Annotated in this window: 18 protein-coding genes; 11 read left to right on the forward strand and 7 right to left on the reverse strand. The window is 67.6% G+C overall.

The window, feature by feature from the left end; genetic code table 11:
- Positions 1–2: 2 nt before the first annotated feature.
- From F0U60_RS20075 to F0U60_RS20090, 4 genes are all read right to left on the reverse strand, one after another.
- Positions 3–2,183, reverse strand: a complete 2,181-nt coding sequence (locus F0U60_RS20075; protein WP_395822362.1) for an ATP-binding protein — start codon at positions 2,181–2,183, stop codon at positions 3–5.
- Positions 2,183–2,734 carry a methanogen output domain 1-containing protein gene (locus F0U60_RS20080; protein WP_395822363.1) on the reverse strand — a complete coding sequence of 184 codons (552 nt, stop codon included), beginning with the start codon at positions 2,732–2,734 and terminating at the stop codon, positions 2,183–2,185. The genes F0U60_RS20075 and F0U60_RS20080 overlap by 1 nt, the downstream gene beginning before the upstream one ends.
- A gap of 125 nt (positions 2,735–2,859) precedes the next feature.
- Complete coding sequence (locus F0U60_RS20085; RefSeq protein WP_395822364.1) at positions 2,860–3,933, reverse strand: hypothetical protein; 1,074 nt, start codon at positions 3,931–3,933, stop codon at positions 2,860–2,862.
- Entirely contained in the window at positions 3,930–5,171 is a 1,242-nt protein-coding gene (locus tag F0U60_RS20090) for a zinc-binding dehydrogenase (RefSeq protein WP_395822365.1), read from the reverse strand. Before F0U60_RS20090 ends, F0U60_RS20085 begins: the two co-directional genes overlap by 4 nt.
- 116 nt (positions 5,172–5,287) lie before the next feature.
- Here F0U60_RS20090 and ruvB point away from each other — a divergent pair, with 116 nt between their 5' ends.
- The 7 genes from ruvB (at position 5,288) to F0U60_RS20125 (ending at position 13,020) form a co-directional block, all read left to right on the forward strand.
- Entirely contained in the window at positions 5,288–6,325 is a 1,038-nt protein-coding gene (gene ruvB, locus F0U60_RS20095) for a Holliday junction branch migration DNA helicase RuvB (RefSeq protein ID WP_395822366.1), read from the forward strand.
- 32 nt (positions 6,326–6,357) lie between these two features.
- Positions 6,358–7,812, forward strand: coding sequence for a hypothetical protein (locus tag F0U60_RS20100; protein WP_395822367.1), 1,455 nt, complete (start codon positions 6,358–6,360; stop codon positions 7,810–7,812).
- A gap of 439 nt (positions 7,813–8,251) precedes the next feature.
- Positions 8,252–9,181, forward strand: a complete 930-nt coding sequence (lpxC, locus tag F0U60_RS20105) for a UDP-3-O-acyl-N-acetylglucosamine deacetylase (protein ID WP_395822368.1) — start codon at positions 8,252–8,254, stop codon at positions 9,179–9,181.
- A gap of 50 nt (positions 9,182–9,231) precedes the next feature.
- Positions 9,232–10,320 (forward strand): thioredoxin domain-containing protein, encoded by a 1,089-nt coding sequence (locus tag F0U60_RS20110; protein WP_395822369.1) that lies wholly within the window; start codon positions 9,232–9,234, stop codon positions 10,318–10,320.
- Between the two features lie 12 nt (positions 10,321–10,332).
- Positions 10,333–11,595: a DUF4388 domain-containing protein gene (locus tag F0U60_RS20115; protein WP_395822370.1), complete on the forward strand. Its 1,263-nt coding sequence runs from the start codon at positions 10,333–10,335 to the stop codon at positions 11,593–11,595.
- Positions 11,592–12,317, forward strand: a complete 726-nt coding sequence (gene pyrF, locus F0U60_RS20120) for an orotidine-5'-phosphate decarboxylase (protein ID WP_395822371.1) — start codon at positions 11,592–11,594, stop codon at positions 12,315–12,317. The genes F0U60_RS20115 and pyrF overlap by 4 nt, the downstream gene beginning before the upstream one ends.
- 94 nt (positions 12,318–12,411) lie before the next feature.
- Positions 12,412–13,020, forward strand: coding sequence for a hypothetical protein (locus tag F0U60_RS20125; RefSeq protein WP_395822372.1), 609 nt, complete (start codon positions 12,412–12,414; stop codon positions 13,018–13,020).
- A gap of 8 nt (positions 13,021–13,028) precedes the next feature.
- On the opposite strand, the gene F0U60_RS20130 is transcribed toward F0U60_RS20125, so the two are convergent.
- Positions 13,029–14,612 carry a leucyl aminopeptidase gene (locus F0U60_RS20130; RefSeq protein ID WP_395822373.1) on the reverse strand — a complete coding sequence of 528 codons (1,584 nt, stop codon included), beginning with the start codon at positions 14,610–14,612 and terminating at the stop codon, positions 13,029–13,031.
- Positions 14,613–14,730: 118 nt separating this feature from the next.
- On the opposite strand from F0U60_RS20130, the gene F0U60_RS20135 reads away from it, so the two are divergent.
- From F0U60_RS20135 to F0U60_RS20145, 3 genes are all read left to right on the forward strand, one after another.
- On the forward strand, positions 14,731–15,624 hold the full coding sequence (locus tag F0U60_RS20135; protein ID WP_395822374.1) for a hypothetical protein: 894 nt from the start codon (positions 14,731–14,733) through the stop codon (positions 15,622–15,624).
- A 102-nt stretch (positions 15,625–15,726) separates the two neighbouring features.
- Complete coding sequence (locus F0U60_RS20140; RefSeq protein WP_395825329.1) at positions 15,727–16,497, forward strand: sulfite exporter TauE/SafE family protein; 771 nt, start codon at positions 15,727–15,729, stop codon at positions 16,495–16,497.
- Between the two features lie 38 nt (positions 16,498–16,535).
- Positions 16,536–16,928: a hypothetical protein gene (locus F0U60_RS20145; protein WP_395822375.1), complete on the forward strand. Its 393-nt coding sequence runs from the start codon at positions 16,536–16,538 to the stop codon at positions 16,926–16,928.
- 1 nt (position 16,929) lies between these two features.
- On the opposite strand, the gene F0U60_RS20150 is transcribed toward F0U60_RS20145, so the two are convergent.
- Complete coding sequence (locus F0U60_RS20150) at positions 16,930–17,799, reverse strand: tetratricopeptide repeat protein (RefSeq protein WP_395822376.1); 870 nt, start codon at positions 17,797–17,799, stop codon at positions 16,930–16,932.
- An 11-nt stretch (positions 17,800–17,810) separates the two neighbouring features.
- Positions 17,811–19,421, reverse strand: a complete 1,611-nt coding sequence (locus tag F0U60_RS20155) for a short-chain fatty acyl-CoA regulator family protein (protein ID WP_395822377.1) — start codon at positions 19,419–19,421, stop codon at positions 17,811–17,813.
- A gap of 401 nt (positions 19,422–19,822) precedes the next feature.
- On the opposite strand from F0U60_RS20155, the gene F0U60_RS20160 reads away from it, so the two are divergent.
- Entirely contained in the window at positions 19,823–22,024 is a 2,202-nt protein-coding gene (locus F0U60_RS20160; protein WP_395822378.1) for a DUF4157 domain-containing protein, read from the forward strand.
- Positions 22,025–22,116: the final 92 nt, after the last annotated feature.

Below are 22,116 nucleotides of genomic sequence, written 5' to 3' on the forward strand. Positions count from 1 at the left end.
CGTCAGGTGTCCGCCTCGTCGTCCACCCGCAGGACGCTCATCTTCCCGGCCAGGTCGGAGAGAGGGAGCTCCTGCGGGAAGTCGCCAGTCCCGGTCGCTCCTGGTGCCGCACTGACGCTCTCGAGAAGGGGGAGCCGCACGATGAAGGTCGCCCCCTTGCCCCGACCCGCGCTGCGCGCCTCGACGCTTCCGCCATGCATCTCGACCAGATGCTTGACGAGGGACAACCCCAACCCGAGGCCCCCGTGCCTGCGCGTGGTGGAGGAGTCCGCCTGACGGAAGCGCTCGAAGAGGTGCGGGAGGAAGTCGGGCGCAATGCCCTCACCGGTATCGGCCACGGTGATGACCGCCTGCGCGTCCCTGTGCTGGAGCAACACCTCCACATGGCCGCCAGTAGGGGTGAACTTCACCGCGTTATGCACGAGGTTCCACACCACCTGCTGGAGCCGCGTGGCGTCGCCCCGCACCGGGCCCACGTTCGCGTCGAGCCTGGGCAGCAAACGCACGCCCTTGGCCTCGGCCGCGGTCCGCACCGTGTCGATGGCGGCACTCACCACGTCAGACAGCTGCACGGCCTCGACTTCCAGACGCATCTTTCCCGTGAGGATGCGGCTGACATCCAGCAGATCTCCCACGAGCTGCGCCTGGTGGCGTGTGTTGCGCTCGATGACCTCGAGCGCTCTCTGCTGTTTCTCCGGGGAGAGGGTTCCTTTGCGCAGCAGCTGCAACCAGCCCAGCATCGAGGTGAGGGGCGTGCGCAGCTCGTGGCTCACGATTGAGAGGAAGTCGTCCTTGAGACGGCTGGCCTCCTCGGCGCGATGGCGCTCCGTCTCCGCGGTCTCAAAGAGTCGGTTATTCACGAGCGCGAGGGAGGCCCGCCGCGCCACCTCCTCCGCGACGAGCAGATCCTGGGGCCCGTACAGGCGTCTGGAGTCGAGGTGGACCAGGAGGAGCGAGCCCATGACCTGGCTGCCCGAGAGCAGGGGCAGCGCGATTCCCGCGCTGGGGGCGCCCTCGCGCAGGAGCGCCAGGTGCTCGCGGCTCCGGGCCACGCTCTCGAGGAGCTCGTCCGTGATCGGAGAGAGCAGCTCGCTCCGCCCCGTCCGGAGCACAGCGCCCACCCCGTGACGTGCATCGAGCGAGGGGGGATTCTTCGCGAGCGCCGCAGTCGCCAGCCGGGTTCGTGCGGAGTCGATGTGGTGGGTGGCCAGGAGCTTGGGGAGCCCCTCCTCATCGCGCACGAACACGCCGCACCAGTCGGCGAAGCGCGGGACCAGCACCTGCATCAGGCGGTCCAGCGTCTCCGCGAAATGGAGGGAGGCCGCGAGGGCGGTGGACGCATCGACGAGCAGGCGCAGGTGCTCCTCGGCGCGCTTGCGGGCCGTGAGGTCGATGGTGAAGGCCACACCCTCCTGAGTGTTGTCCAGGAAGGTGGCGGAGGCTACGAGGACGGGCACCCGGTGGCCATCCGCGTGCAGATACTCCTTTTCGTAGGGAGGGTGACGGCCCGTGTGGATGAGGAGCTCCACCTGCGCCTGATCGGACTCGGAGTATTCGGGCGGGGTGAGCCGGCGCCAATCGAGCCGGCCGGACTCCAGCTCCTCGCGGCGGTAGCCCATCAGCTGGAGGAAGTCGTCGTTGGCATGGGTAATCTCGCCGGTCAGCTTCCAGAAGAAGACGCCCACGACATTGGAGTCGACGATCCGGCGCATGCGTGCTTCCGACGCACGAAGGGCCTGCTCCACCTCACGCCGCCGGGACACCTCACGCGTGAGCTCATCTACCTTCTGGCCCAGCAGGCCAAAGGCCGCGCTCCCTCCAACGTCGGTGGAGAAGCGTACGAACACCAGTGGCTCCTGCGTCTCGACCTCGAGGCCGAGCCGTGCCCCATGACAACCCCGGCGCACCGTGCTGCCAGAAGGGGATTTGAGGGTGAGGCCCCCTGGCAGGGGCTCCGTGCTCCGCGCGCAAAGCTGGAGGAATCCACTCACGCGCTCGGGCGCTTCCTCCGTGAACTCCGTGAGCTGCCGACCGTGGAGTGCGGAGGCCTGAAGTCCCAAGAGCTCCCGGCTGGAGACGTTGCTATCGACCACCTTGCCGCGCATGGTGACGAGCAGCAAGGGCTCGGGCAGCAGGCGGGACAGGAGGGAGAACAGCTCTGCTGGACTGCCGGCGGCGCCCATCAGTGCGTTCGAATGTATTCCCGCCCCTCGACGGAGGGAGCGGCGGTGGGCTTCAGATACACCACCACCCGACAGCCCTTATCTCCCCGAGCTATCGTCTCCTCCAACGACACCTTGGCGTAGCCCAGGTTCTCCGACGCGATGAAGCCAAAGACATTGGACGTCATCATGCACAGCGAGGGGCGCCCCACCACCTTGTCCGCGAAGGGGCAGGTGCGGTTGCCCAGGACGATCTTCTCCTCATCCTGCTCGATGATGAAGAAGTCCCCCTGGATGCGGCGCTTCAAATCCACGAGCACCTGGGCGACCTGCTCACGGTTGAGCTCGGGCAGGGCGAGGGCCTTCTTGTAGCCCTCGTTCATCTCCTCGCCCATGCGTTGGCCCACCACGCTGACGAAGCCGGAGGCCTCCTTCAGCCCCACGACCTCTTCCAGGGTGCCGGCCAGGTGACGCAAGAGCGTGCGCAGGAAGACGTCCCGCTCCAGGTCTATCCCCAGTTTCTCAACAGACGAGGCTTCGGAGGGGGCTGGCTCGGTGGATTTGGGGATCATGGATGCACGCTCGGACGTTGAACCTTGGCCTCTAGCGAAACACCGGATTTTTGCACCTCCATTCAGTCGACCGCTGTCGAAGAACGGACAGCGGTCGGGCCATCACATGCCAGGCTGCTCACCACTTAGGCCGCACGGCGGGCCGCGGGCGTTGGGCGGATGTCTCCGTAGTTTGGGGCGGGCAGGGTGATGGTGGGCGAGAGGCCAGGCGCCACCAGCGAGCTCGTCAGCAGCGAGGAGGGGTGGAAGTTGACGAAGGCCCCCTCGACGCGTGACGGGCCCGCGAACACCTTCTCCACAATCATCGAGGAGTATTGCTCCAGCGAGTTCTCACGGGTGTTGCCGTTGAGCACCACCTCCCAGCCCATCTGCTCGGCATAGGAGCGCACCCCGGGGATTCGCGACTGCAGCGGCGTGTAGCTCTCCGACGCCACGCCGTTCTCGCTCACCACGAAGACCTCTTTGTCCGAGGCCACCGCGAGCGACATGTTCCCCATCGTGTGCCCCGGCGTCGACAGGATGGCCGCGCCCCGGCCCAGCCACGTGTCCCCCTCCAGCAGCACCACGCGCTCCTGCGGCACTCCGTCCGTCCCGCCCGGCACGTACCAGACCTTCTCCAGCGGGTGCAGGTTCTTCACCGACTCCCACTCGGCTCGCTGCACCAGCAGCTTTGCCCTCGGGAAGTACGCCGGCTCCCCATCTCCACCCAGCCACCGCCGTACGTCTTGGATGTGCAGGTGATCGTACGCGATGTAGTCCACGTCCTCTGGCTTCAGCCCCAGCGCCGCCACCTGGCTCTGCACCGTGCCAATCCGCCGAGTCATCACCTTGTCCGAGAGGAAGTCGCCGTACTTCTCACGCAGCGACTTGTAGAAGGGGGCCGCCTGGCCGCGCTCGTAGTCGCTCGGGTTGAAGAGCAGGGTGCGCGTCACCCCGTCCTCCAGGAACTGCACCACCTGCATCCGGTTCGTCATCATCACGTAGGGTGCTGGAGAGAGCGCTCCTCCGCTGAAGGCGAACTGCGACGGGTAGGGGAACGTGACGAGGTCGCACGTGGCCAGCGCCGCCACGGAGCCCCCGGCCGTGAAGGCATCACGTGCCTCCTGCGCGGCCCGGCGGAGCTTCTGCAGGCGCACAGCGGACACGGACTCGGCGCGGGCCTCGTTGAGGAAGGGGAGGGGACGGAACGATGGGTTCATGGGTTCTCCGTGAGGTCGAAGACGGTCTTCACCGACTGGGAGCGGCCACGCGCCAGGTTTGCCTCAATGGCCTCCTGGTAACGCGCGAGCGGAAAGGTATGTGTCACCAGCATGCTCGGGTCCGGGCCCTCCCGGCGGGCGAGCAGCTCCAACACCAGTTCAAAAGTGTGCGCACGCCGGCCCCGGAAGCTCTCCAGTCCGTACACGTAGGAGCCGAGCAGCGTCAGCTCATTGCGCCACACCATCGTCCAGTCCACGCGCTCGAGAATCCCCGCGGCCCCCACCAGCACCACCTTCCCCAACGAGCGCGTGTAGCGCAGCGAGTCCTGCACCGAGGCTGCGCTGCCGATGCAGTCGAACGTCACCTCGAAGCCGCCCATGAGCGCTGGCGGGCCGAGGATGGGGCGGTACACCTTGGCCCCCGTGCGCCGCGCCACCTCCTCGGCCTCGGCGGTGTCGTCCCGCATCACCCGGAAGGCCTCGTCCGCCCCGAGCTGCCTGGCCAGCCGCAGTTGGTAGTCCTCGGCCGCGAGCAGTGTCACGTGGCAGCGCGAGCCCAGCGCGCGAATCGCCCACAGGCACGCGAAGGCCACCGGCCCGCCGCCAATCACCAGCACCCGGTCCTCCTTCTTCAGCGGCACCTTCAGCACCGCGTGAAGGCTCACTGCCAGGGGCTCCACCAGCACGCCCGCCTTGTCACCCACCCCTTGTGGCAGCGGGTGGAGCTGCGAGGGGTGTGCCACCATCTCCGTTCCCATTCCCCCCGGTAGATCCTTCTGGAAGCCGAGCATCTGTCCTGGCGCGAGGCAGCCCTCGGCCGTGTGCTCGCAGCCGTTCTCTTGGCCCGATGCACAGGGCGGGCAGGGCGGCTGGATGCCCCGCAGGCGGCAGGGGAGCAGCGGGTTCACCGCCACCTTCTGTCCCACCTCCACGCCGCGGGCTTGGGGCCCCAGCTCCGTCACCTCGGCGAGCACCTCATGGCCCAGCACGGCGGGGAAGCTGTTGAAGGGCTCGATTTGTGGGCTCATCTTGAAGAAGAGCGTCCCCATGTCCGAGCCGCACAGCCCCGTCAGCAGCGGGCGCAGCCTCACCCAATCCGGCCCGGGCAGGGTGGGGGAGGCCAGGTCACGCAGAGAGAGGCAGCTCCCGCGCCCATAGTGTGCTTTGGGGTAGAGGCCACCAATCCCCTTGGCGAGGACGTACTTGGGGATGGAGAGTTCGAAGACGAGTCCCTTCACGACGGGCTGGCTCCCTGGGCAGGCTGCCTGACGGCGGGGACGCGAAGTCTAGCGCCGAGAGAGGGCCCGCGACACGGGGTCCGTTCTGGTAGGGTGATGGCAGAGGGTTGACTGGTATGGCGAAGTCGAAGCGGAAGTCCGACGACACGCTCACGGGAGAGGCGCTCAACGACGAGGTCCGAGTCGAGGCCTCGCTGCGTCCGCGCACCTTCGACGAGTACGTGGGCCAGAGCGCCGTCGTCGAGAAGCTCAAGGTGTACGTTCAGGCGGCCAAGAGCCGCGGGGAGGCGCTGGACCACTGCCTCTTCTCCGGGCCCCCGGGCCTGGGCAAGACGTCGCTCGCCTACCTCATGGCCACGGAGCTGGGCGTAGGCATCCACGTCACCAGCGGCCCCGCGCTCGAGCGCAAGGGGGACCTGGCGGGCCTGCTCACCAACCTCAACGAGCGCGACATCCTCTTCATCGACGAGGTCCATCGCCTCAATGCCGCCATCGAGGAGTACCTCTACCCGGCGATGGAGGACTTCCGGCTGGACATCACCATCGACACCGGGCCTGCCGCCCGGGCGATGAAGATCGACCTGCCGCCCTTCACCCTCATCGGCGCTACCACCCGTACCGGCCTCCTCACCTCGCCGCTGCGCGACCGCTTCCAAATCCAGGAGCGGCTCGAGTACTACGAGCCCAAGCACCTGGAGATGATCCTCAACCGCTCGGCGCGCATTCTCGGGGTGAAGCTGGAGCGCGATGGGGCGAAGGAGATCTCCACCCGCGCCCGAGGCACGCCCCGTATCGCCAACCGGCTGCTGCGCCGGCTGCGCGACTTCGCTCAGGTGGAGGGCGATGGCCGCATCACCCAGGAGCTGGCCGCCCAGGCGCTCACCCGGCTTGGCGTGGACGCCTCCGGCCTGGACGCGATGGACCGGAAGATCCTCCTCACCATCCTCGACAAGTTCGGCGGGGGGCCGGTGGGCGTAGAGACGATTGCCGCCAGCGTGGGCGAGCAGCGCGACACCATCGAGGACGTATACGAGCCGTTCCTCCTTCAGGAAGGCTTCCTCCAGCGCACGCCGCGGGGCCGCGTGGCCACGCACCACGCGTATTCCTATTTCAACAAGAAGGCGCCCACCTCGGCGCAGGGGACACTCTTGTGAGCAATACCGCGACCGCAGCCCAGCCGCCTCACATGTCTCGCGTTCCCCGTGACTTCTACGAGGAGCTCGTGCGCACCTCGCAGGGCAACCGCGCCGGCTTCCTCGCCGAGCGCGAGCGCTGGCTGCGCGCCCTGCCCGTGGAGGCCCGCGAGGAGCTCCTCTTCGAGTTCGAGATGCTCCTGCGGGGCGTGGAGCGCTACGTCCACCTGCATGACAACGGCGTCATCGACGCCCAGGATCAGCCGCTCGTCACGCGCGACTTCCGCGAGGAGCTCAAGGACGTCCGCGCCACCCTCAGCCAGGCCATCCGCCTCGCGCGGCACCTGTTGGACCCGGACTCCACGCAGAAGCTCCAGTTCCGCCGCTACGTGGAGACGCAGCTCTCTGATGACCGGATGCGCCGCTCGCGCATCGAGGGCGAGCAGGATCAGGAGACGCCCCAGGAGAGCCTCTTCGTCCTGCGCCAGTCCTTCGAGTCGCTGCGCAACCTCATTGATCACCTGCTGCAACTGCCGGTGTGCGGGCTGAGCCTCTTCAACGACGTGGGCAACCTCGTCCTGCGGGAGATCGTCCTCAACCGGTACTTCCGGCCCTGCCGCCTCAACGAGTTCCGTCTGGAGTACGACCGGCTGCGCTCGGTGCGCCTGCTGACGCTGCTCTCCACGGTGCCGGCGGAGACCCGGCCCCTCTTCACCACCGCCTACCTGGGCCTGTTCCGCCTGCTGCACTACCTGGCCTATGTGAGCCAGGACGCGCAGGGCCCCATTCCGCGCCGCGTGCGCGTGCTGCTCGCCCTGGTGCGCAGCGAGGCGCTCAGCCTCGTGGGCTTCTTGAAGAACGAGCTCGCGCCCAAGGCCGGCCCCAAGCCCCTCCAGGCCACGAGCCTGCGCGTCGCCCGGGACATCGCCCGCGAGACGGAGCGCATCGCCCGGGACATCCTCGTGGAGCTGGACCGCGACCGCGCCGCCGCCGCCCGCGCCTCCTACGCCTTCACCCAGCTCTTCCAGGCCCAGGTGGTGGCCCTCACCGAGGCGCTCGCTCCCGGCTCCGCTTCCGGCGAGGCCCCCTTCGAGCAGCTCGCCTCCTCCATGGAGGCCGCCGAGCGGCTGCGGAAGGATTTGTGGGTCTTCGCCCAGCTATGCCGCGCCGCCGAGGGGCACCTGCGCAACGACGACGTGCAGTCCGCCGAGTCCGTCATCTCCAGCATCGTGGCCTTCCTCGGCTACTTCCAGGACGGCAGCTACCAGTTGCTGCGCTACGTGGACTACGAGGCCTTTGATCGCTTCAGCGCGCTGCTCACCGAGCTGCCCTGGCCGCCCGAGGGCCCCGCCGTGCGCACCCGCCTGATCGAAGACCTGCGTGGCTTCTCCATGGTGCTGGAGAACACCTTCGCCGCTGTCAGTCGGCGTGCCCAGCTCCGGGGCTTCACCTTTGACCGGGCAGAGGCCGAGCTGCTCCGGGACCGCTTCCTGGCCGCCACCCGCTGAGACACGGATGTCGCGATTCCGTCACCGTAAGTACCCCTTACGTCACGGATTCGTTCGCCAACCGTTTGATTCCAGGCATCCGCTTGCGTTATTGGGGTCGCGTCATGACGCGGCAGGACGAGGCAGGGCGGCGGATGGCAAGTGGAAGTTCTGACACATTTGTCACGGTGACGGGGTAGGTGCACAGCGAGTCGAGGGGACGCGGGGCGCCGGAGGCATGGGCCGCCTGGGTCGAGCAGGCAAAAACTCCAGTAAATTCCTGAGCTTGAAACTTCCTGGGAGCCGCAACGAACTCCCTCCCCGGAGTGGATATACTGGCGTGTAGCTTGCAAGAATACGCGGCGCGTCAGATGGGCAGAAAACATTGACGGGCCTGTCCCCGGGGTGGGTCCGGGGGCGGGGTAGGGAAGCACCCGCATCGAAGAGGCGACACCGAACCATGGCTTACACCTCCTACAACCAGCGCACCCTCTCACACCCCGTCCATTGCCAGGGCGTGGGGCTTCACTCCGGCGCGCCGGTGAACCTGTCGCTGCTGCCTGCGCCGGTGAACCACGGCATCGTCTTTGTGCGCACGGACACGGCGCGCCCCGTGGTCATCCCCGCGCTGACGGAGTTCGTGGTGGACACGTCGCTGGCCACCACGCTGGGCAAGGAGGGCGTCAAGGTCGGCACGGTGGAGCACCTGATGTCGGCCCTGGCCGGCATGGGGCTGGACAACGTGCGCGTGGAGCTGGACGGCCCGGAGGTGCCCATCATGGATGGCAGCGCCGCCCCCTTCGCCTCGCTGATCGCCGAGGCGGGCGTGCGTGAGCAGGAGGAGCCCCGCCGCCTGCTGGTCATCAAGAAGACGGTCTCCGTGGTGGATGGTGACAAGGAGGCCAGCTTCTCGCCCTGCAACCGCTTCCGCATCTCCTGCACCGTCGACTTCAAGCACCCGCTCATCACCGAGCAGTCCTTCGAGCTGGAGTTCTCCGACCGGTGCTTTGCCAAGGAGATCTCCCGCGCGCGCACCTTCGGCTTCCTGCGCGACGTGGAGATGCTCAAGAAGATGGGCCTGGCCCGGGGCGGCTCCCTGGACAACGCCATCGTGGTGGACGAGTTCTCCATCCTCAACCCGGACGGCCTGCGCTTCCCGGACGAGTTCGTGCGCCACAAGATCCTGGATGCCATCGGGGACATCTCCCTGTTCGGCCGCCCGGTGGTCGGTCATCTCAAGGCCTTCAAGACGGGGCACGCGCTCAACCAGAAGCTGGTGAAGGCCGTCCTGGCCGATCCCAGCAGCTACGAGATTGTTCCGGCCCGCAAGCACCTGGATTTGCCGGAGCTTCGCCTGCCGGAGCTCGCGCTCGAGCCCCTGGTGGCCTGAGAAATTTCTTTGCGGGTTCTGGGTTTTCTCGACTAAGGACCCCAATACCCATGCTTATGCGCTCTACTTCCACCCTCATGGCCGCCCTCCTGGCGGCCTCCCTCTTCTCCGGCTGCAACAAGGAGAAGGCCCCGGCGACCGCCGCCACCCCGACCACCACCGCCAGCACCTCGACGGAGCCCTCCGCGGACACGGTCGTGGCCACCTTCGGCGACGGTACGAAGATCACCTTCGGTGAGCTCAACGAGCGCATCAAGGAGCCGCTGGCGAACCTCGACAAGCAGAAGTTCCAGCTGCGCAAGCAGGGCCTCGATGGCTTCGTGGTGGAGAAGCTCGTGCAGGCCGAGGCCAAGAAGCGCAACCTGACCGAGGAGCAGCTCATCAAGGCCGAGGTCGACGACAAGATCCCGCAGCCGCCCGAGGCGGAGATCAAGAAGATGTATGACGAGGCCAAGGAGCGGCTGCCCCCGGGCACCACCTTCGAGCAGGTCAAGCCGCAGATCGTCGACTTCCTCAACGGCTCCAAGAAGCAGGAGCGCGCGCGCGAGTACTTCAACGAGCTGAAGAAGACGGCCAACGTGCAGATCACCCTGCCCGAGCCGCCGAAGCCGCCGGTGGAGCGCAAGCAGGTGGCCGCCACGGGTCCGTCCAAGGGTCCGGAGAACGCGCCCATCACCATTGTGGAGTTCAGCGACTTCCAGTGCCCGTTCTGCAGCCGCGCCATCGGCACGGTGGAGGAGGTCCTCAAGGCCTACCCGAACCAGGTGCGCCTGGTGTTCCGCCAGTTCCCGCTGGATTTCCACCAGCAGGCGCCCAAGGCCGCCGAGGCCTCGCTGTGCGCCCATGACCAGGGCAAGTTCTGGGAGTACCACGACACGCTCTTCGCCAATCAGAAGGCGCTCGAGGTTCCCCAGCTCAAGGAGCACGCCAAGAAGGTGGGCCTGGACTCCGCGGCGTTCGACAAGTGCCTGGACTCCGGCGCGAAGGCCGAGACCGTGAAGGCTGACATGGCCGACGGTCAGAAGGTGGGCGTGAATGGCACCCCGGCCTTCTTCATCAACGGCATCCTCCTGTCTGGCGCTCAGCCGTTCGACGAGTTCAAGAGCGTCATCGACGCCGAGCTGCAGGCGAAGAAGTAAGGAGCCTCGCGCGTGGCGACACGCCCCAAGGCTACGCCTCGCCTGGGGTTGAGCGGTGAGCCGGGCACGCTCGAGTTGGAGCGCCCGCTCGCCGCCAGCCTCACCCCCAACCGTCCCCTCGCGGCGCACTTCCATTCGCCCGAGGGGATGGTGCTGTTGCGGGAGCCCGCCAACCTCACCGGTTTCTTCGCCGGCAGCCTGAGCTCGCTGGCCGTGGATGAGGTGCTGGGCCACGTCATCTCCGGCATCCGCAGCGGTCAACTCATCTTCCAGCACGGCATGGTGCAGCGCACCGTCACCTTCCGGGACGGACAGCCCATCTTCGCCGTCTCCAGTGTGCATCACGAGCGCCTCGGCGCCGTGGTGGTGCAGCTGGGCCTCGTCACCCCGGAGCAGCTCCACCAGGCGCTCGGCAAGGTGACGCCCACCCTGCGCATCGGCGCGGTGCTCACCCGTGAGGGGTACCTCTCCGAGGCCAACCTCTACAGCGCCATGACGTACCTGGTGCGCGAGGTGTTGCTCAACCTCTTCGAGATGTCCGAGGGCAGCTTCCTCTTCCTCGAGGGACGTCCTCCCGAGGGGGACTCCGTCAAGCTGCAGGAGCGCACCAAGGACCTCGTCCTCCAGGGCATCAAACGCGGCGAGGTGGTGGCCCGGCTGCGCAAGCACTTCCCGGACGACACGCCCGTGGTGGTGGGCGCGGAGCCTCCGCCCCCCGGAGAGGAGGCCCTCTTCGCCAGGGCCGCCACGGGCACCACGCTGGGCGCGCTGCGCTCCCTCTGGGAGGGCAGTCTCTTCTCCTTCCTCACCTGGGTGGAGGAGCGCTCGAGAGACGGCGCGCTCGTGCTGCAGCAGAAGGCCTCCACGCCGCCCCTGCCCAGGCGGGCCTCCGGCACCTTCATGGTGGTGCCTCCACCGCCCGTGGCGCCCCTCAGCCCCGAGGAGCGCTTCAACGTGCTGCTCGCGCAGATTCACACCGCCATCCGCCTGGCCGGTGCCAACCCGGATCTGCTGCGGGGCTTCCTCGAGTCGCCCCAGCCCGGTCTGGAGGCGGCCTACGAGGGGGTGACGCTCGGCCCGGATGGTCGGGTGGATGTGGAGCGCATCCGCCAGAACGTCTCCGGCGGGGACGAGGCGCTGGCTCGCGCGATGATGCTCGAGGCGCTCGACGCCTTTGTCTCCTACGCGCTCTTCTCCGCGCGCAACGTGCTGCCGGGCGAGATGTCCGAGCGGCTCTACCGCAGCTACAGGGATCTCCAGGAGGGACTGTCGTGACGGATGCTTCCCAGGCGCGGGCCCGGCTCGCGCTCGCCGCGGATATGCCGCTGGAGGAGGGCGTGCGCCTCTACCAGCAGGTGGCGCCCCACGTGGCCTACGCGAAGGTGGGCCTCTCGCTCTTCGTCGAGCATGGCCCGGCCGCTGTGGCCGCCTTCCAGAAGCTGGGCGCGAAGGTGTTCCTCGACTTGAAGCTGCACGACATTCCCAACACCGTGGAGCTCGCGGCTGCGCGCGCCGGAGCGCTCGGGGTGTCCTTGCTCACCGTGCACGCTGCCGGAGGCGAGGCCATGCTGAAGGCCGCCGTGAAGGGGGTGCGTGAGGGGGCCCGCTCCAAGGGACACGAGGCGCCTCGGGTGCTCGCGGTGACGGTGCTCACCTCGATGTCCGCCGAGGACGTGGCCTCCGTGGGCCTCTCCGGTGCCCCAGAAGAGGCGGCGCTGCGGTTGGCGCGCCTGGCGGTGCGGGCTGGCGTGGACGGGCTGGTGTGCTCGCCCCGAGAGGCCGAGGCCTTCCGTCGCGAGTTGGGCCCCATGCCCTTCCTGTGCACCCCGGGCATCCGCCCCGCGGGCGCAGCCAAGGGAGACCAGAGCCGGGCGGAGACGCCTGCCTTCGCCGTGCGGGCGGGGGCGGATCTGCTGGTGGTGGGCCGTCCCATCCACACGGCCGCGGATCCGTTGGCTGCTGCGCGCGCCATCGCCGACGAAGTTTCCGCCGCTTGACAGCAGCCCCAGCCTGACGCGCCGGGCCCCCTGGCCGCGGCTACCCCCCGTCCCCACTTTGTGCCCCCAAGGCCATCAGGCCGGGGGAGAACACATGGACGCAAGGCGGTTGTTGGGGTGGGGCCTGGTCGCGCTGTGCACGGCATGCAGTGGCGCGAAGCAGGCGGTGAGGGAGCCGTCCGACCCGGGTACGGGAGGCTCCGGTGAGGTGGCTCGGGAACAGTCTCTGAGCGCGGAACAGTCCGGCCCTCAACGTTACGTGCACCAGGCTCTCGGCTTTGAGCTCACCCAGCCCGGCGGGGACTGGCTGCTGGACGAGACGGATGAGCAGACCCCCGAGGGGCTGGCCATTCCCGTTGTCCTTCGCCACCGCACCAGCGGCGCCCAGGTGGTGCTGCAGGTGGCGCCGGCGGTGGCCTCTCCCATTCAATTCGCCGAGCGGCTGACGCTGGGCCTGCGCAGCCAGCCCGGCTTCGTCACCAGCGATCCGGAGCCGCTGTCCATGTCCGACAGCGCCGTGGGCTTCGACTTTGCCGTGGGCGACAACGTGCGCGGCCGAGTGGTGGTGCGCGACGGCAGCGCGGGCCATGTCTTCATGATGCTCGCGACCTGGCCCGCGACCGCCCCGGACGAGGTGCCGCAGACGGTGAACGCCCTCTTCGAGAGCGTCCACCCGCTGCCTGTGGTGCCTGAGCAGACCTGAGAGGGTGCTTAGCCCTTCGCGCGACCACCGCGCGAAGGCTTGGGGGCGGGGGCCTCGGTGGCCTCGCTCCCCTCGAGCTGGGTGGCGCGGCGCCGCACGTACTCCACGAGCGTGCGCACGCCCACGCCCGTGCCGCCCTTGCCCAGGTACCCGCGCTCCTTGGGGCTGACGGACGGGCCGGCGATGTCCAGGTGCACCCACGGCGTGTCGCCGACGAACTCCTTGAGGAAGAGGGCGGCGTTGATGGCTCCGCCCCAGCGCTCGCCGGCGTTCTTCATGTCCGCCACCTCCGAGCGCAGCGAGTCCTTCTGCAGATCGGTGACGGGCATGCGCCACATCTCCTCGCCCGCCGCGCGCGCTGCCTCCAGCACGTCGCTCATCGTGGCGTCATGGTCGCCAAAGGCGCCCACGATGTAGTTGCCCAGGGCGATGACACATGCGCCGGTGAGCGTGGCCAGGTCGATGATGGCCGCGGGCTTGTGCTCGGTCGCCCAGGTGAGGATGTCGCCGAGCACCAGGCGGCCCTCGGCGTCCGTGTTGGTGATCTCCACCGTCTTGCCCGCGCGCGAGGTGAGGATGTCGCTGGGCCGGTAGGAGGTGCCCGAGGGCATGTTCTCGCAGGCGCCGATGAAGGCGTGCACGGGGAAGGGCGGCTTGAGGGTGGCAATCACGCTCATGGCGCCCAGCACCGCGGCCGAGCCGGCCATGTCCGTCTTCATGTCCACCATGGAGTCGGTGGGCTTGAGCGACAGGCCGCCCGAGTCGAAGGTGATGGCCTTGCCCACCAGCGCCACCGGGGGATTCTTCGCATGCCGGGCGTTCTTCGGCGTGTACTCGACGTGGATGAGCTTGGGCTCGTTCGCGCTGCCCTGCGCCACACCCAGGAACAGCCCCATCTTCAGCCGCTCGATTTCCTTGCGGCCACCCACCGTCACCTTGAGGCCGCCGTCGCGCCCCATGTCCTGCGCGGCCTTCGCGAGCCGCTCGGGGTTCACCACGTTGGGGGGCTCGTTCACCAGATCGCGCGCCCAGTTGGTGGCCTCGGCCACCCGCTGCGCGAGCGACACCGCCTGATCGTGCTCCTTCGTCTTCTCCACGCCGGCGGGGAGCGCCAGCCGCACCGTGGTCAGCTTCGGCGCGTTCTTCTCATCCCGGGCCGAGGACTTGTAGCGCTCGAAGCGGTAGGCGCCCAGCTCCAGGCCCTCCACCACGGCGCGCAGGGCGGCGACGGCGTCCTGCGTCTCGGGCACGGCGAACACCAGCGTGCGGGCCTTGAGCCGCTGGGCTGTCTTCGCGGCGCGGCCGGACGCCAGACGCAGCACCTCGGGGGTGTACTTGTTGCGCGAGCCCAGGCCCAGCAGCACCACGCGCTCCACCTCGAGCTTGCCCATCGTGTGCATGACGAAGGTCTGGTCTGCCTTACCCTTGAAGCCCTCCTGGGTGGCGGCGGCGACGAGCCGGCCTTCCAGTGCGGAGCTCGCACCGGCCAGCGGCGCGGGCGGCTTGTCCCCGGTCTCGCCTTCGAAGAGGGGAATCACGAGCAGCTCACCGCTCGCGCGGGCGGCCTCGCCGGAGATGAAGCTGAAGTTCATACGGAAAACGGGCTCCTGGAAATAGGGGCTGGTGACTGTAGCGCCGCGAATGTTTCAGGCAAGAACGGTCGGGTTTTCCGTCATTGCAATGACATGGCGTGGTGAATACGTCCGGCACATGCCTTCGTTGCTGCTGCATCTCACGGCCATTGAGCGACTGGCTGCCAACCCGAGCGGGTTACCCGAGGACTTCGTGCGCGCGTTGTCCGAGGATCTCGCCTACGCGCGTTTTGGCGCGGCGCTGCCGGATCTCCCCTTGTGTGACGGCATCCTGAGCGGACTCAACGCCTGCTACTCCGGGCGGGAGTGGCCCCCCTTCGCGCGGCTGTACCACGAGCGTGCGCCCGTCGGCATGGGCCTGAAGATGGCCGAGCTGGTGGCCGCCGGAGCGCTGGTGGGCACCGAGGCGGGGCTGGCGTTGCTGGCCGGCTACTTCACCCACCTGTCCTTGGATCGCGCACTCCATCCGCAAGTGGACAGGTTGGTGGTGCGTCACCGGCGCAGAGGTGAGCATGCGCTCGCCGCACACCGGAAGATTGAATGGACGCAGACGCTCTTCTACCTGCGCGAGCTGCACGGGGTGGACCTGATCGGCAGCCCGCGCCTGCGCTCGAAGTTCGAGGTAACCAAGAGCGCCGGCTTCCCGGTGAAGGGCATTGGCCGCGGCATCTACGAGCTGGTGCGGCTGGCCTCGCAGGAGTCTTTGCAGCAGGCCCCCACCAAGCAAGAGGTGGACGGGTGGGTGCGAGGCCTCTACCTGGCGGGGTTGTACCTCTCAAGCCCCCTGGGGCGGATGCGGGCCCTGCCTGCCTGGTCGCAGCTCAGCTTCCAGGAGCTGTACCGCAATGACGCCTTTGACTTCGCCGCCGAGGTGGAGTCCGCGGTGGAACAGACTCGGGCCGTCTTGCGCCGTCTGCTGGCGTACATGGCTCGAGGCATCTTCACTCCGCGAGCGCGTGCGCGGTTCCTCGAGGAGTTTCCCGAGGGAACCATCGGGGCATACGCCGCGTAAGAGTCGGGGGACGCGTGGAAAGCGGCCGGCCGATCGAGCACCGGAGGTCAAGGGGAATGCCGCTATCCGATCCGCGAGGTGACCCCTATCCTCTTTGTGGGTATGACGCTTCTCTTCCTCATTTCAGCCGGTGTCCTCGCAGGTGCGACCGGTGCGCTGCTGGGTGTAGGTGGAGGGGTCATCCTGGTCCCCATGCTGGTACTGGGGTTCAAGGTCCCCCTGGAAGACGCGGTGCCCGCGAGCCTCATGTGCGTGGTGGCCAGCTCTTGCGGTGCGGCGGCCAGCTACGTGGAGCGTCGGCTCAGTGACATCCGGCTCGGGTTGACGCTGGAGCTGGCCACGGTGATGGGCGCCATCGTCGGAGGGCTGGTGGCGGGCCTGCTGGCGCCGGCGTGGGTGGCGCTCGTGTTCGGTCTCTTCACCCTCTACGTGTCGGCGCAGATGCTGCTGATGCGCGCGCCGCCGGAGCAGCGTGTCGAGGACTATGTGCCCACCAACTTCCCGCTGGGCATCTCCGGCTCCTTCGTGGCCGGGGGCCTGTCGGCACTGCTGGGGGTGGGCGGAGGTCCACTCAAGGTGCCGTTGATGAGCTACGGCATGCGAGTGCCCTTCAAGGTGGCGAGTGCCACCAGCAACCTCATGATCGGCGTGACGGGGGCGGCGAGCGTGGCCGCCTACGCCTGGCGCGGGCACGTGAAGCTCGCGCTGGTGGCGCCGCTGGTGGTGGGGGTGCTGGCGGGCGCGTCCGTGGGGAGCCGGCTGATGCCGCGCCTGCCCACGGCGGTGCTGCGGCGGTTGTTCGCTCTGGTGCTGCTACTGGTGGCGGCCCAGATGCTGTGGAAGGGGGGGGAGGGACTGTGGCCGAGACAATGACGAGAGAGGGTCCCGTGATGGTGACGGGTGCTGTCCCCTTGGACCTGAAGAATACGGTCCACCCGGAGGCGGCAGCTCCTGCGAGAGGTGATGCCGAGGCTCCCCTGCGCGGCGCCACCCCCGCGCAGGTGGCTCGCGCCGAGGCAGGGGAGCAGTGGATCTCCCGGCTCCTCCGGGGTGGCGCCATGTGCAGCGGTGGGCTCTTCCTCGCCTCCCTCGCGCTAGAGGCCCTGCCCCAGTCCGAGAACGTGCACGTGGTCATCGACGTGCTGCGCAAGGGCGCGGCCTCGGCGCTGCTGGTGACGCCCGTGGTGCGGCTGGTGGTGGCCGGCACCACCCTGGGCATCCGCGGTGAGTGGAAGTACGCGCTCTACGCGGCCGGCGTGCTGGGGCTGCTCGCGCTGGCCGTGGGCGCGGGGCTCCACGCCTGACTCACACCCCGCGTGCGTCGAAGTGCGCCAGGACCTTCCGGGCCCTGGCCACATCGTCGTGGCGCCCCTGCTCCTCGAAGAGCGGAATCACCGCTTCAAGCTCCGCACGCGCGGCCTTCCACTCCTGAGCGAAGGTGTACGCGATGCTCAAATCCCACCGGGCTCGCGCCTCGTACACGTGATCGTGCAGATCCGAGTACATGTCCACCGCGGCCTGGAGGAACGGACGCGCTGAGTTGTGGTTGCCCAAAAGGCCCTCGGCCTCGCCCAGCAGCAGCCGGCACAGCGCCAGCGGCTCCGGCTCGCCTTCCTTCTCGAGCAGCGGCAACGCCTCGGCGAAACGCTTGCGGGCCGCCTCGTACTCGCCCGCCTCCATGCGGATGTCGCCGATGTCCAGCAGCAGCTGGGCGATGCGCGGCCCGTTCTTCGACTGCCGGTAGAGCAGCAGCGCCTCCTGGTACTTCTCCTCGGCGGCCTTGGCCTGGCCCAGCGAGCGCAGCGACTCGCCGATGGCCGCGCGGCACAGCGCCTCGTTCTCCTGATCCTTCAGCTCGTTGAAGAGGAACGCGGCCTTGGCGATGTGCTCGATGGCGCCCCGGTGGTCCTCGAAGTTGGCGCGCGCCACCCCGAGGCCAAAGTACACCTGCGCCTGGCCGTGCTTGTCCCCGGCCGTCTGGAAGTAGCCCAGCGCCTCCTCGTAGTGGCGGCGGCTCTCGGCATGGTCCTCGAGCATGCCGTGCAGCTCAGCCAGGTGCACGAGCCCCTTGCCGATCTCCCCGGGCTCTCCGGTGATGCGCGTCGTGGCGAGCGCGTTGCGCTGGTGCTGCAGGGCTTCGAGGATGTGGGCGCGTTCGGTATCGGAGATGCTCATGTTCGTGGGGCTCAGTGCTCCTCGCCCTTGTTGCGGCGCCGCGCGGACTTGTCCAGTGAATCCGTACGCGGCTGCTCCCGGTGCTCGCCATGGCCGTTGCCATGACCGTTGCCACCGCGGTGCTCACCGCCGCGGCCGGCCTCGTGCACGAGGAGGGGAGAGAAGAAGCAATCCTTCTTGGTGTACTCGTCGAAGGAGAAGGCGAAGCGGTAGCTGGCCGCCGCGCGCTGGTTGCAGTCGGTGCGCTCGCAGAAGCGGCAGGAGATGCCGCTGGGCACCGCGTCCTTGCGCAGATCCGTGGTGGGCAGCCCGTACGCCAGGTACTTGGCGTTCTCCGCGTGCGTGCCCAGGCCAATCGAGTAGGCCGTGCCGCGCACGATGGAGCCCTCGATGGGCTGCAGTTGCACCTTCGCGAAGCAGAAGTACGAGGTGCCATCCGGCATCATCGAGTATTGCCGCGTGAGCTGCGACGGGTTGAGGAAGGCCAGGTGCACGGCCCACTTGCCGCACGAGCCGCCACCCGTGGCGAACTTGATGCCCGTGCCGCTGTAGCGCTTGGAGATGTTGCCGGCGATGTCCGAGCGCAGGAAGTGGAAGGGCAGGCCCTTGCGCTTGGGATCCGACAGGTTGCACAGCCGGTGGGCCACCGTCTCGTACGTGGTGCCGAAGAGGTTGGAGAGCAGCTCCACGTCGTAGCGCGTGCGCTCCACCTCCTTGAAGAAGTCCCCGTAGGGCAGCATCAGCGCGCCGGCGAAGTAGTTGGCCAGGTTCACCTTGATGAGCCGCTGTGTCTCCGCGTGCCGCGTGCGCATCGCGCCCACGATCCGCTCCACCAGCTTCTCCCGGTCCAGCACCAGCAATCCGATGGACGCTGCGATCTGGAACTTGAGCGGCTGCTCCGTCAGGTCCGGTGAGAGGATGAGCTCCTGGGCCTCGGTATCAAACCGGCGCACCACCGAGGAGCCACTGGCCGCGGACTCGAAGCGCACGCGGTAACCGAAACGCTCCTCCAGCAGCGGAATCAGCTCCGGGCTGTTGATCAGGCGGCCCAGCTTGAAGTCACGCCGCAGCGCCTCGGCCTGCTCCTCCAGCTCGGGGAAGTAGTTGTGGTGCGTCTGGAGGAAGTCGCTCACCTCGTCGAAGGGCGAGTAGTCGAAGCGCAGGCCTGGCCCCGCGGAGCTGCCCGGCATCGACTGCGTGCGCGCTCGCTCCTCGGCGTTGAGCTGCGCCAGCACGTTCTCCAGCTGCGTGCGCGTGTTCTTGTAGAGGTTGAAGAGCGCCGCCACCGTGCCCGCCAGCTTCGGCTCCGCCGACAGGCTCTGCAGCGACTCGGGATCGATGTCGAGGCTCTTGAGCAGCGGCTCGTCCAACAGCTTCGCCAGCGCCTCGTCCACCCGGCCCTCGCCGAGCGTGGACATGAACTGCTCGGGGTCCTGGTCGAAGTAGCGCAGGGCTTTCCACAGCAGCGGGAAGGGCATCACCCGCTTGCCCTTCTCGATGAGGTTCAAGTACGCCGGGGAGACTCCCAGATCCTTGGCCGCATCCGTCTGCTTGATGTTCCGCGCGAGCCGCAGCCCGCGCAGCTTCAGGCCCACGTTCGCGTTGAGTGCGTTCTCGTTCATCTCTGCGCGTCCTGGACGGGGGTTTCCTTCTCAGTACCCGGCCTCTCCGACACCCTGCCACTGTGCGGAGGCGTTTACCGATTTGCAATAAACGTTTTCGGGTACGGCCTTCCCTGTCCGCAAAGAAACTGACAGGCGCCTCGGTCGTCGTCCCGGCCTGTCTTGATGGGGCTAAATAGCTGAATTCACGGGGATTTGCATGCAAATCCCCTCCCTGTACCGTAGTACAGCGGGCGGGTTGTCAAAATTTTACCCGAATTTTTTACCGATATTGTGATGGGAGAGGAAGAGGGCAGTAGCACGGGCGGGTGCTCGCCCGCGTTCAGGCACTGGGAGAGATGCGAGGCCAGTGCTCCCACGTACTGGGAGTGTGTCTCCGTGATTCGATATCCTCCTGGAGTATGAGAACGCTCGCCTCGGGCTCCCGAGCCGCCACCACGGGTTCACCCGCTCCTCAGGGCGCTTCGTCACGAGCCGGAGGGAGCGCTCCTCACCGCATTCCCGCGGAGACAGAGCCGGTTCCCTCCATCGTCCACGAGGTCTTGCGCTCGCCCGGCCAGAGGCTCGATGAGGGGACGCGCACGTTCATGGGAGAGCGGCTCGGGCACGACTTCAGCCAGGTGCGAGTCCATGCCGACACGAGGGCGTCCGAGTCGGCGCGAGCCATCGGTGCAAGGGCCTACACGGTGGGGCGGGACATCGTCTTCGACGCCCCGAGCTACCTCCCCTCCACCGAGGCGGGCAGGAGGCTGTTGGCCCATGAGCTGACTCACGTGCTCCAGCAGGAGGGCGCTTCAGCCGGGCCGGGGTTGAAACTCGGTCCCTTGGAGGATCGTTTCGAGCGAGAGGCGATGGCGGCGTCGAGGCACCTCCAGCCCACTCCGATCTCAGCCCGGGCGGAGCGCGTGGTAGCGCGTGATGCGGCAGTGGATGGGAGCTTTCTGGACTTCACCCCTCGCCACCAGGCCGTCTACTCCTTCCTGAACGGTCTTGAGATCCACCACCTGGTGGCGACGGCCAGGGTCCTGGAAGACATGGGCTATCTCCCCATCCTGCTCGGCAATCTCCAACGGGCGACGGGGATCAACCGGTCGCGCTTGCTCGTGGTCCTCACGCTGGCGGGGGACAGGGGAAAACACCGGGAGGACGAGCTCCGGAAGGCGCTCGAGGCCGACCTGGCGAACATTCCCGACGACCAGGTGAAGGCGCTGTTCAACCTCTTCACCTTCACTCCGCTGACCACGCTCACGGTGCCTCCGTCCTCGTCAATGCCCGACGTGACGCTCGTGAAGCAGATTGCGGACACGGTCTTCCTCCCGCCTGTGAAGCTTGTCGAGGATGCCGTCAACCTCATGGACAAGGAGAGCCCGGGCGATTCCACCCAGGTGAGCCAGGACGAGGCGGTCAATGTTGGAATGGTCCCGGCCAAGCCCCATACCCTCGAGGCCACGAAGAAGGCCACCCTCATCGAGGAGTCGGACAAGGCCAAGACCCTGCGTGTCGAGGAAACCCCCGCCGTCTACGTCAAGAACATCCTGACGAATGCCGGCTTTGACTACGACACCTGGCTCAAGGATTTCGTGGACACTTCCTTCCTCGGGGTCTCCATCTCTCCGTCCATCCACAAGGAGTTCGCGGCGATTCTCAAGCAGCTCGAGCAGCGCTTCGCCGACCTCTACGGCGGTCCGAGCAAGTCCCCGGCGGAGGCCGGCAAGTACCTGGGCGTGAGAACGATCGGAGGCTCGCGCTCGTTCCCCACCTGCGCCGCGCTCTCCTCGCACCTGTTCGGACTGGCGATCGACGTCAACTACACCGCCAACCCATACATCAGCGAGTCCTCGTCCAACCTGGTCTTCCCCCGGGCCGGGATTTTGGTGAATGGCGCGGAGATGTCTCTCACGCTGAGCAGCTCCTTCGACGAACTCAAGAAGCTGAACTCCGCGCTCGTCTCCTATTTCGCGCTGAGTGACGATCCCAAGCTCGAGGAAAATCCCAACCTGCGGCGGTTCATCGAGCGCTACGCCAGTGACGTCAAGGCTCCGCTGAGCAAGAAAAAGAAGCTCAGCGAGGCGGAGCGCAAGATCGTCGATGACGCGGAGGCCCTCACGAAGGAGACGGCGCTCGGCGTGCTCGCCGAGGCAGCCAAGAAGATCATCGAGAGCGATCTCCAGTTCCTGGCCGGCCGCTGGGAGCGGGGCTCCAACGTGGAGGTCATCAAGAAGGGGGGATTCTTCGACTTTAGCAAGGAGTTCGTCGACGGCATGACCCAGGGGACGGGCCTCGACTGGGGCGGGGGAAGTTACGGCGACATGATGCACTTCGATTGGCGCAACAGCGGCACCGGCGCCAAGGTTCAGCGAGCCATCACCGCGTACAAGAAGGAAAAGAAAGCCGAGGCCGAGACGGCCTATTCGGAGGAGAGCGAGGAGGCTCGCAAGGCACGCCGCGAGGCCGAGAAGGCCGCGAAGAAACAGGCCGCCGAAGAGGCCAAGGCCAAGGCCAAGGCCGAGGCCGAGGCGAAGGCCCAGGCAAGGGCCGAAGCCAAGGCCAAGGCAAAGGCCGAGGCCGAAGCCAAGAAACAGGGTGGGGCGAAGAAGAAGTGAGGTCCTGACATGATGCGACGCGTTTCCTCCCCCCAGATGCAGCGAGCTCGGAGCTCTCTCCCGGGCTCGGATGTGACGCAGCGACGCTCCTG

The organism is Archangium minus, assembly GCF_044360475.1.
GTDB classification, from domain to species: domain Bacteria; phylum Myxococcota; class Myxococcia; order Myxococcales; family Myxococcaceae; genus Archangium; species Archangium minus.

Coding starts and splice junctions, on each gene's coding strand:
- F0U60_RS20075 (WP_395822362.1), bottom strand. CDS start 2,183: ATGGGCGCCGCCGGCAGTCCAGCAGAGCTGTTCTCCCTCCTGTCCCGC.
- F0U60_RS20080 (WP_395822363.1), bottom strand. CDS start 2,734: ATGATCCCCAAATCCACCGAGCCAGCCCCCTCCGAAGCCTCGTCTGTT.
- F0U60_RS20085 (WP_395822364.1), bottom strand. CDS start 3,933: ATGAACCCATCGTTCCGTCCCCTCCCCTTCCTCAACGAGGCCCGCGCC.
- ruvB (WP_395822366.1), top strand. CDS start 5,288: ATGGCGAAGTCGAAGCGGAAGTCCGACGACACGCTCACGGGAGAGGCG.
- F0U60_RS20100 (WP_395822367.1), top strand. CDS start 6,358: ATGTCTCGCGTTCCCCGTGACTTCTACGAGGAGCTCGTGCGCACCTCG.
- lpxC (WP_395822368.1), top strand. CDS start 8,252: ATGGCTTACACCTCCTACAACCAGCGCACCCTCTCACACCCCGTCCAT.
- F0U60_RS20110 (WP_395822369.1), top strand. CDS start 9,232: ATGCTTATGCGCTCTACTTCCACCCTCATGGCCGCCCTCCTGGCGGCC.
- F0U60_RS20125 (WP_395822372.1), top strand. CDS start 12,412: ATGGACGCAAGGCGGTTGTTGGGGTGGGGCCTGGTCGCGCTGTGCACG.
- F0U60_RS20130 (WP_395822373.1), bottom strand. CDS start 14,612: ATGAACTTCAGCTTCATCTCCGGCGAGGCCGCCCGCGCGAGCGGTGAG.
- F0U60_RS20135 (WP_395822374.1), top strand. CDS start 14,731: ATGCCTTCGTTGCTGCTGCATCTCACGGCCATTGAGCGACTGGCTGCC.
- F0U60_RS20140 (WP_395825329.1), top strand. CDS start 15,727: ATGACGCTTCTCTTCCTCATTTCAGCCGGTGTCCTCGCAGGTGCGACC.
- F0U60_RS20150 (WP_395822376.1), bottom strand. CDS start 17,799: ATGAGCATCTCCGATACCGAACGCGCCCACATCCTCGAAGCCCTGCAG.
- F0U60_RS20155 (WP_395822377.1), bottom strand. CDS start 19,421: ATGAACGAGAACGCACTCAACGCGAACGTGGGCCTGAAGCTGCGCGGG.
- F0U60_RS20160 (WP_395822378.1), top strand. CDS start 19,823: ATGAGAACGCTCGCCTCGGGCTCCCGAGCCGCCACCACGGGTTCACCC.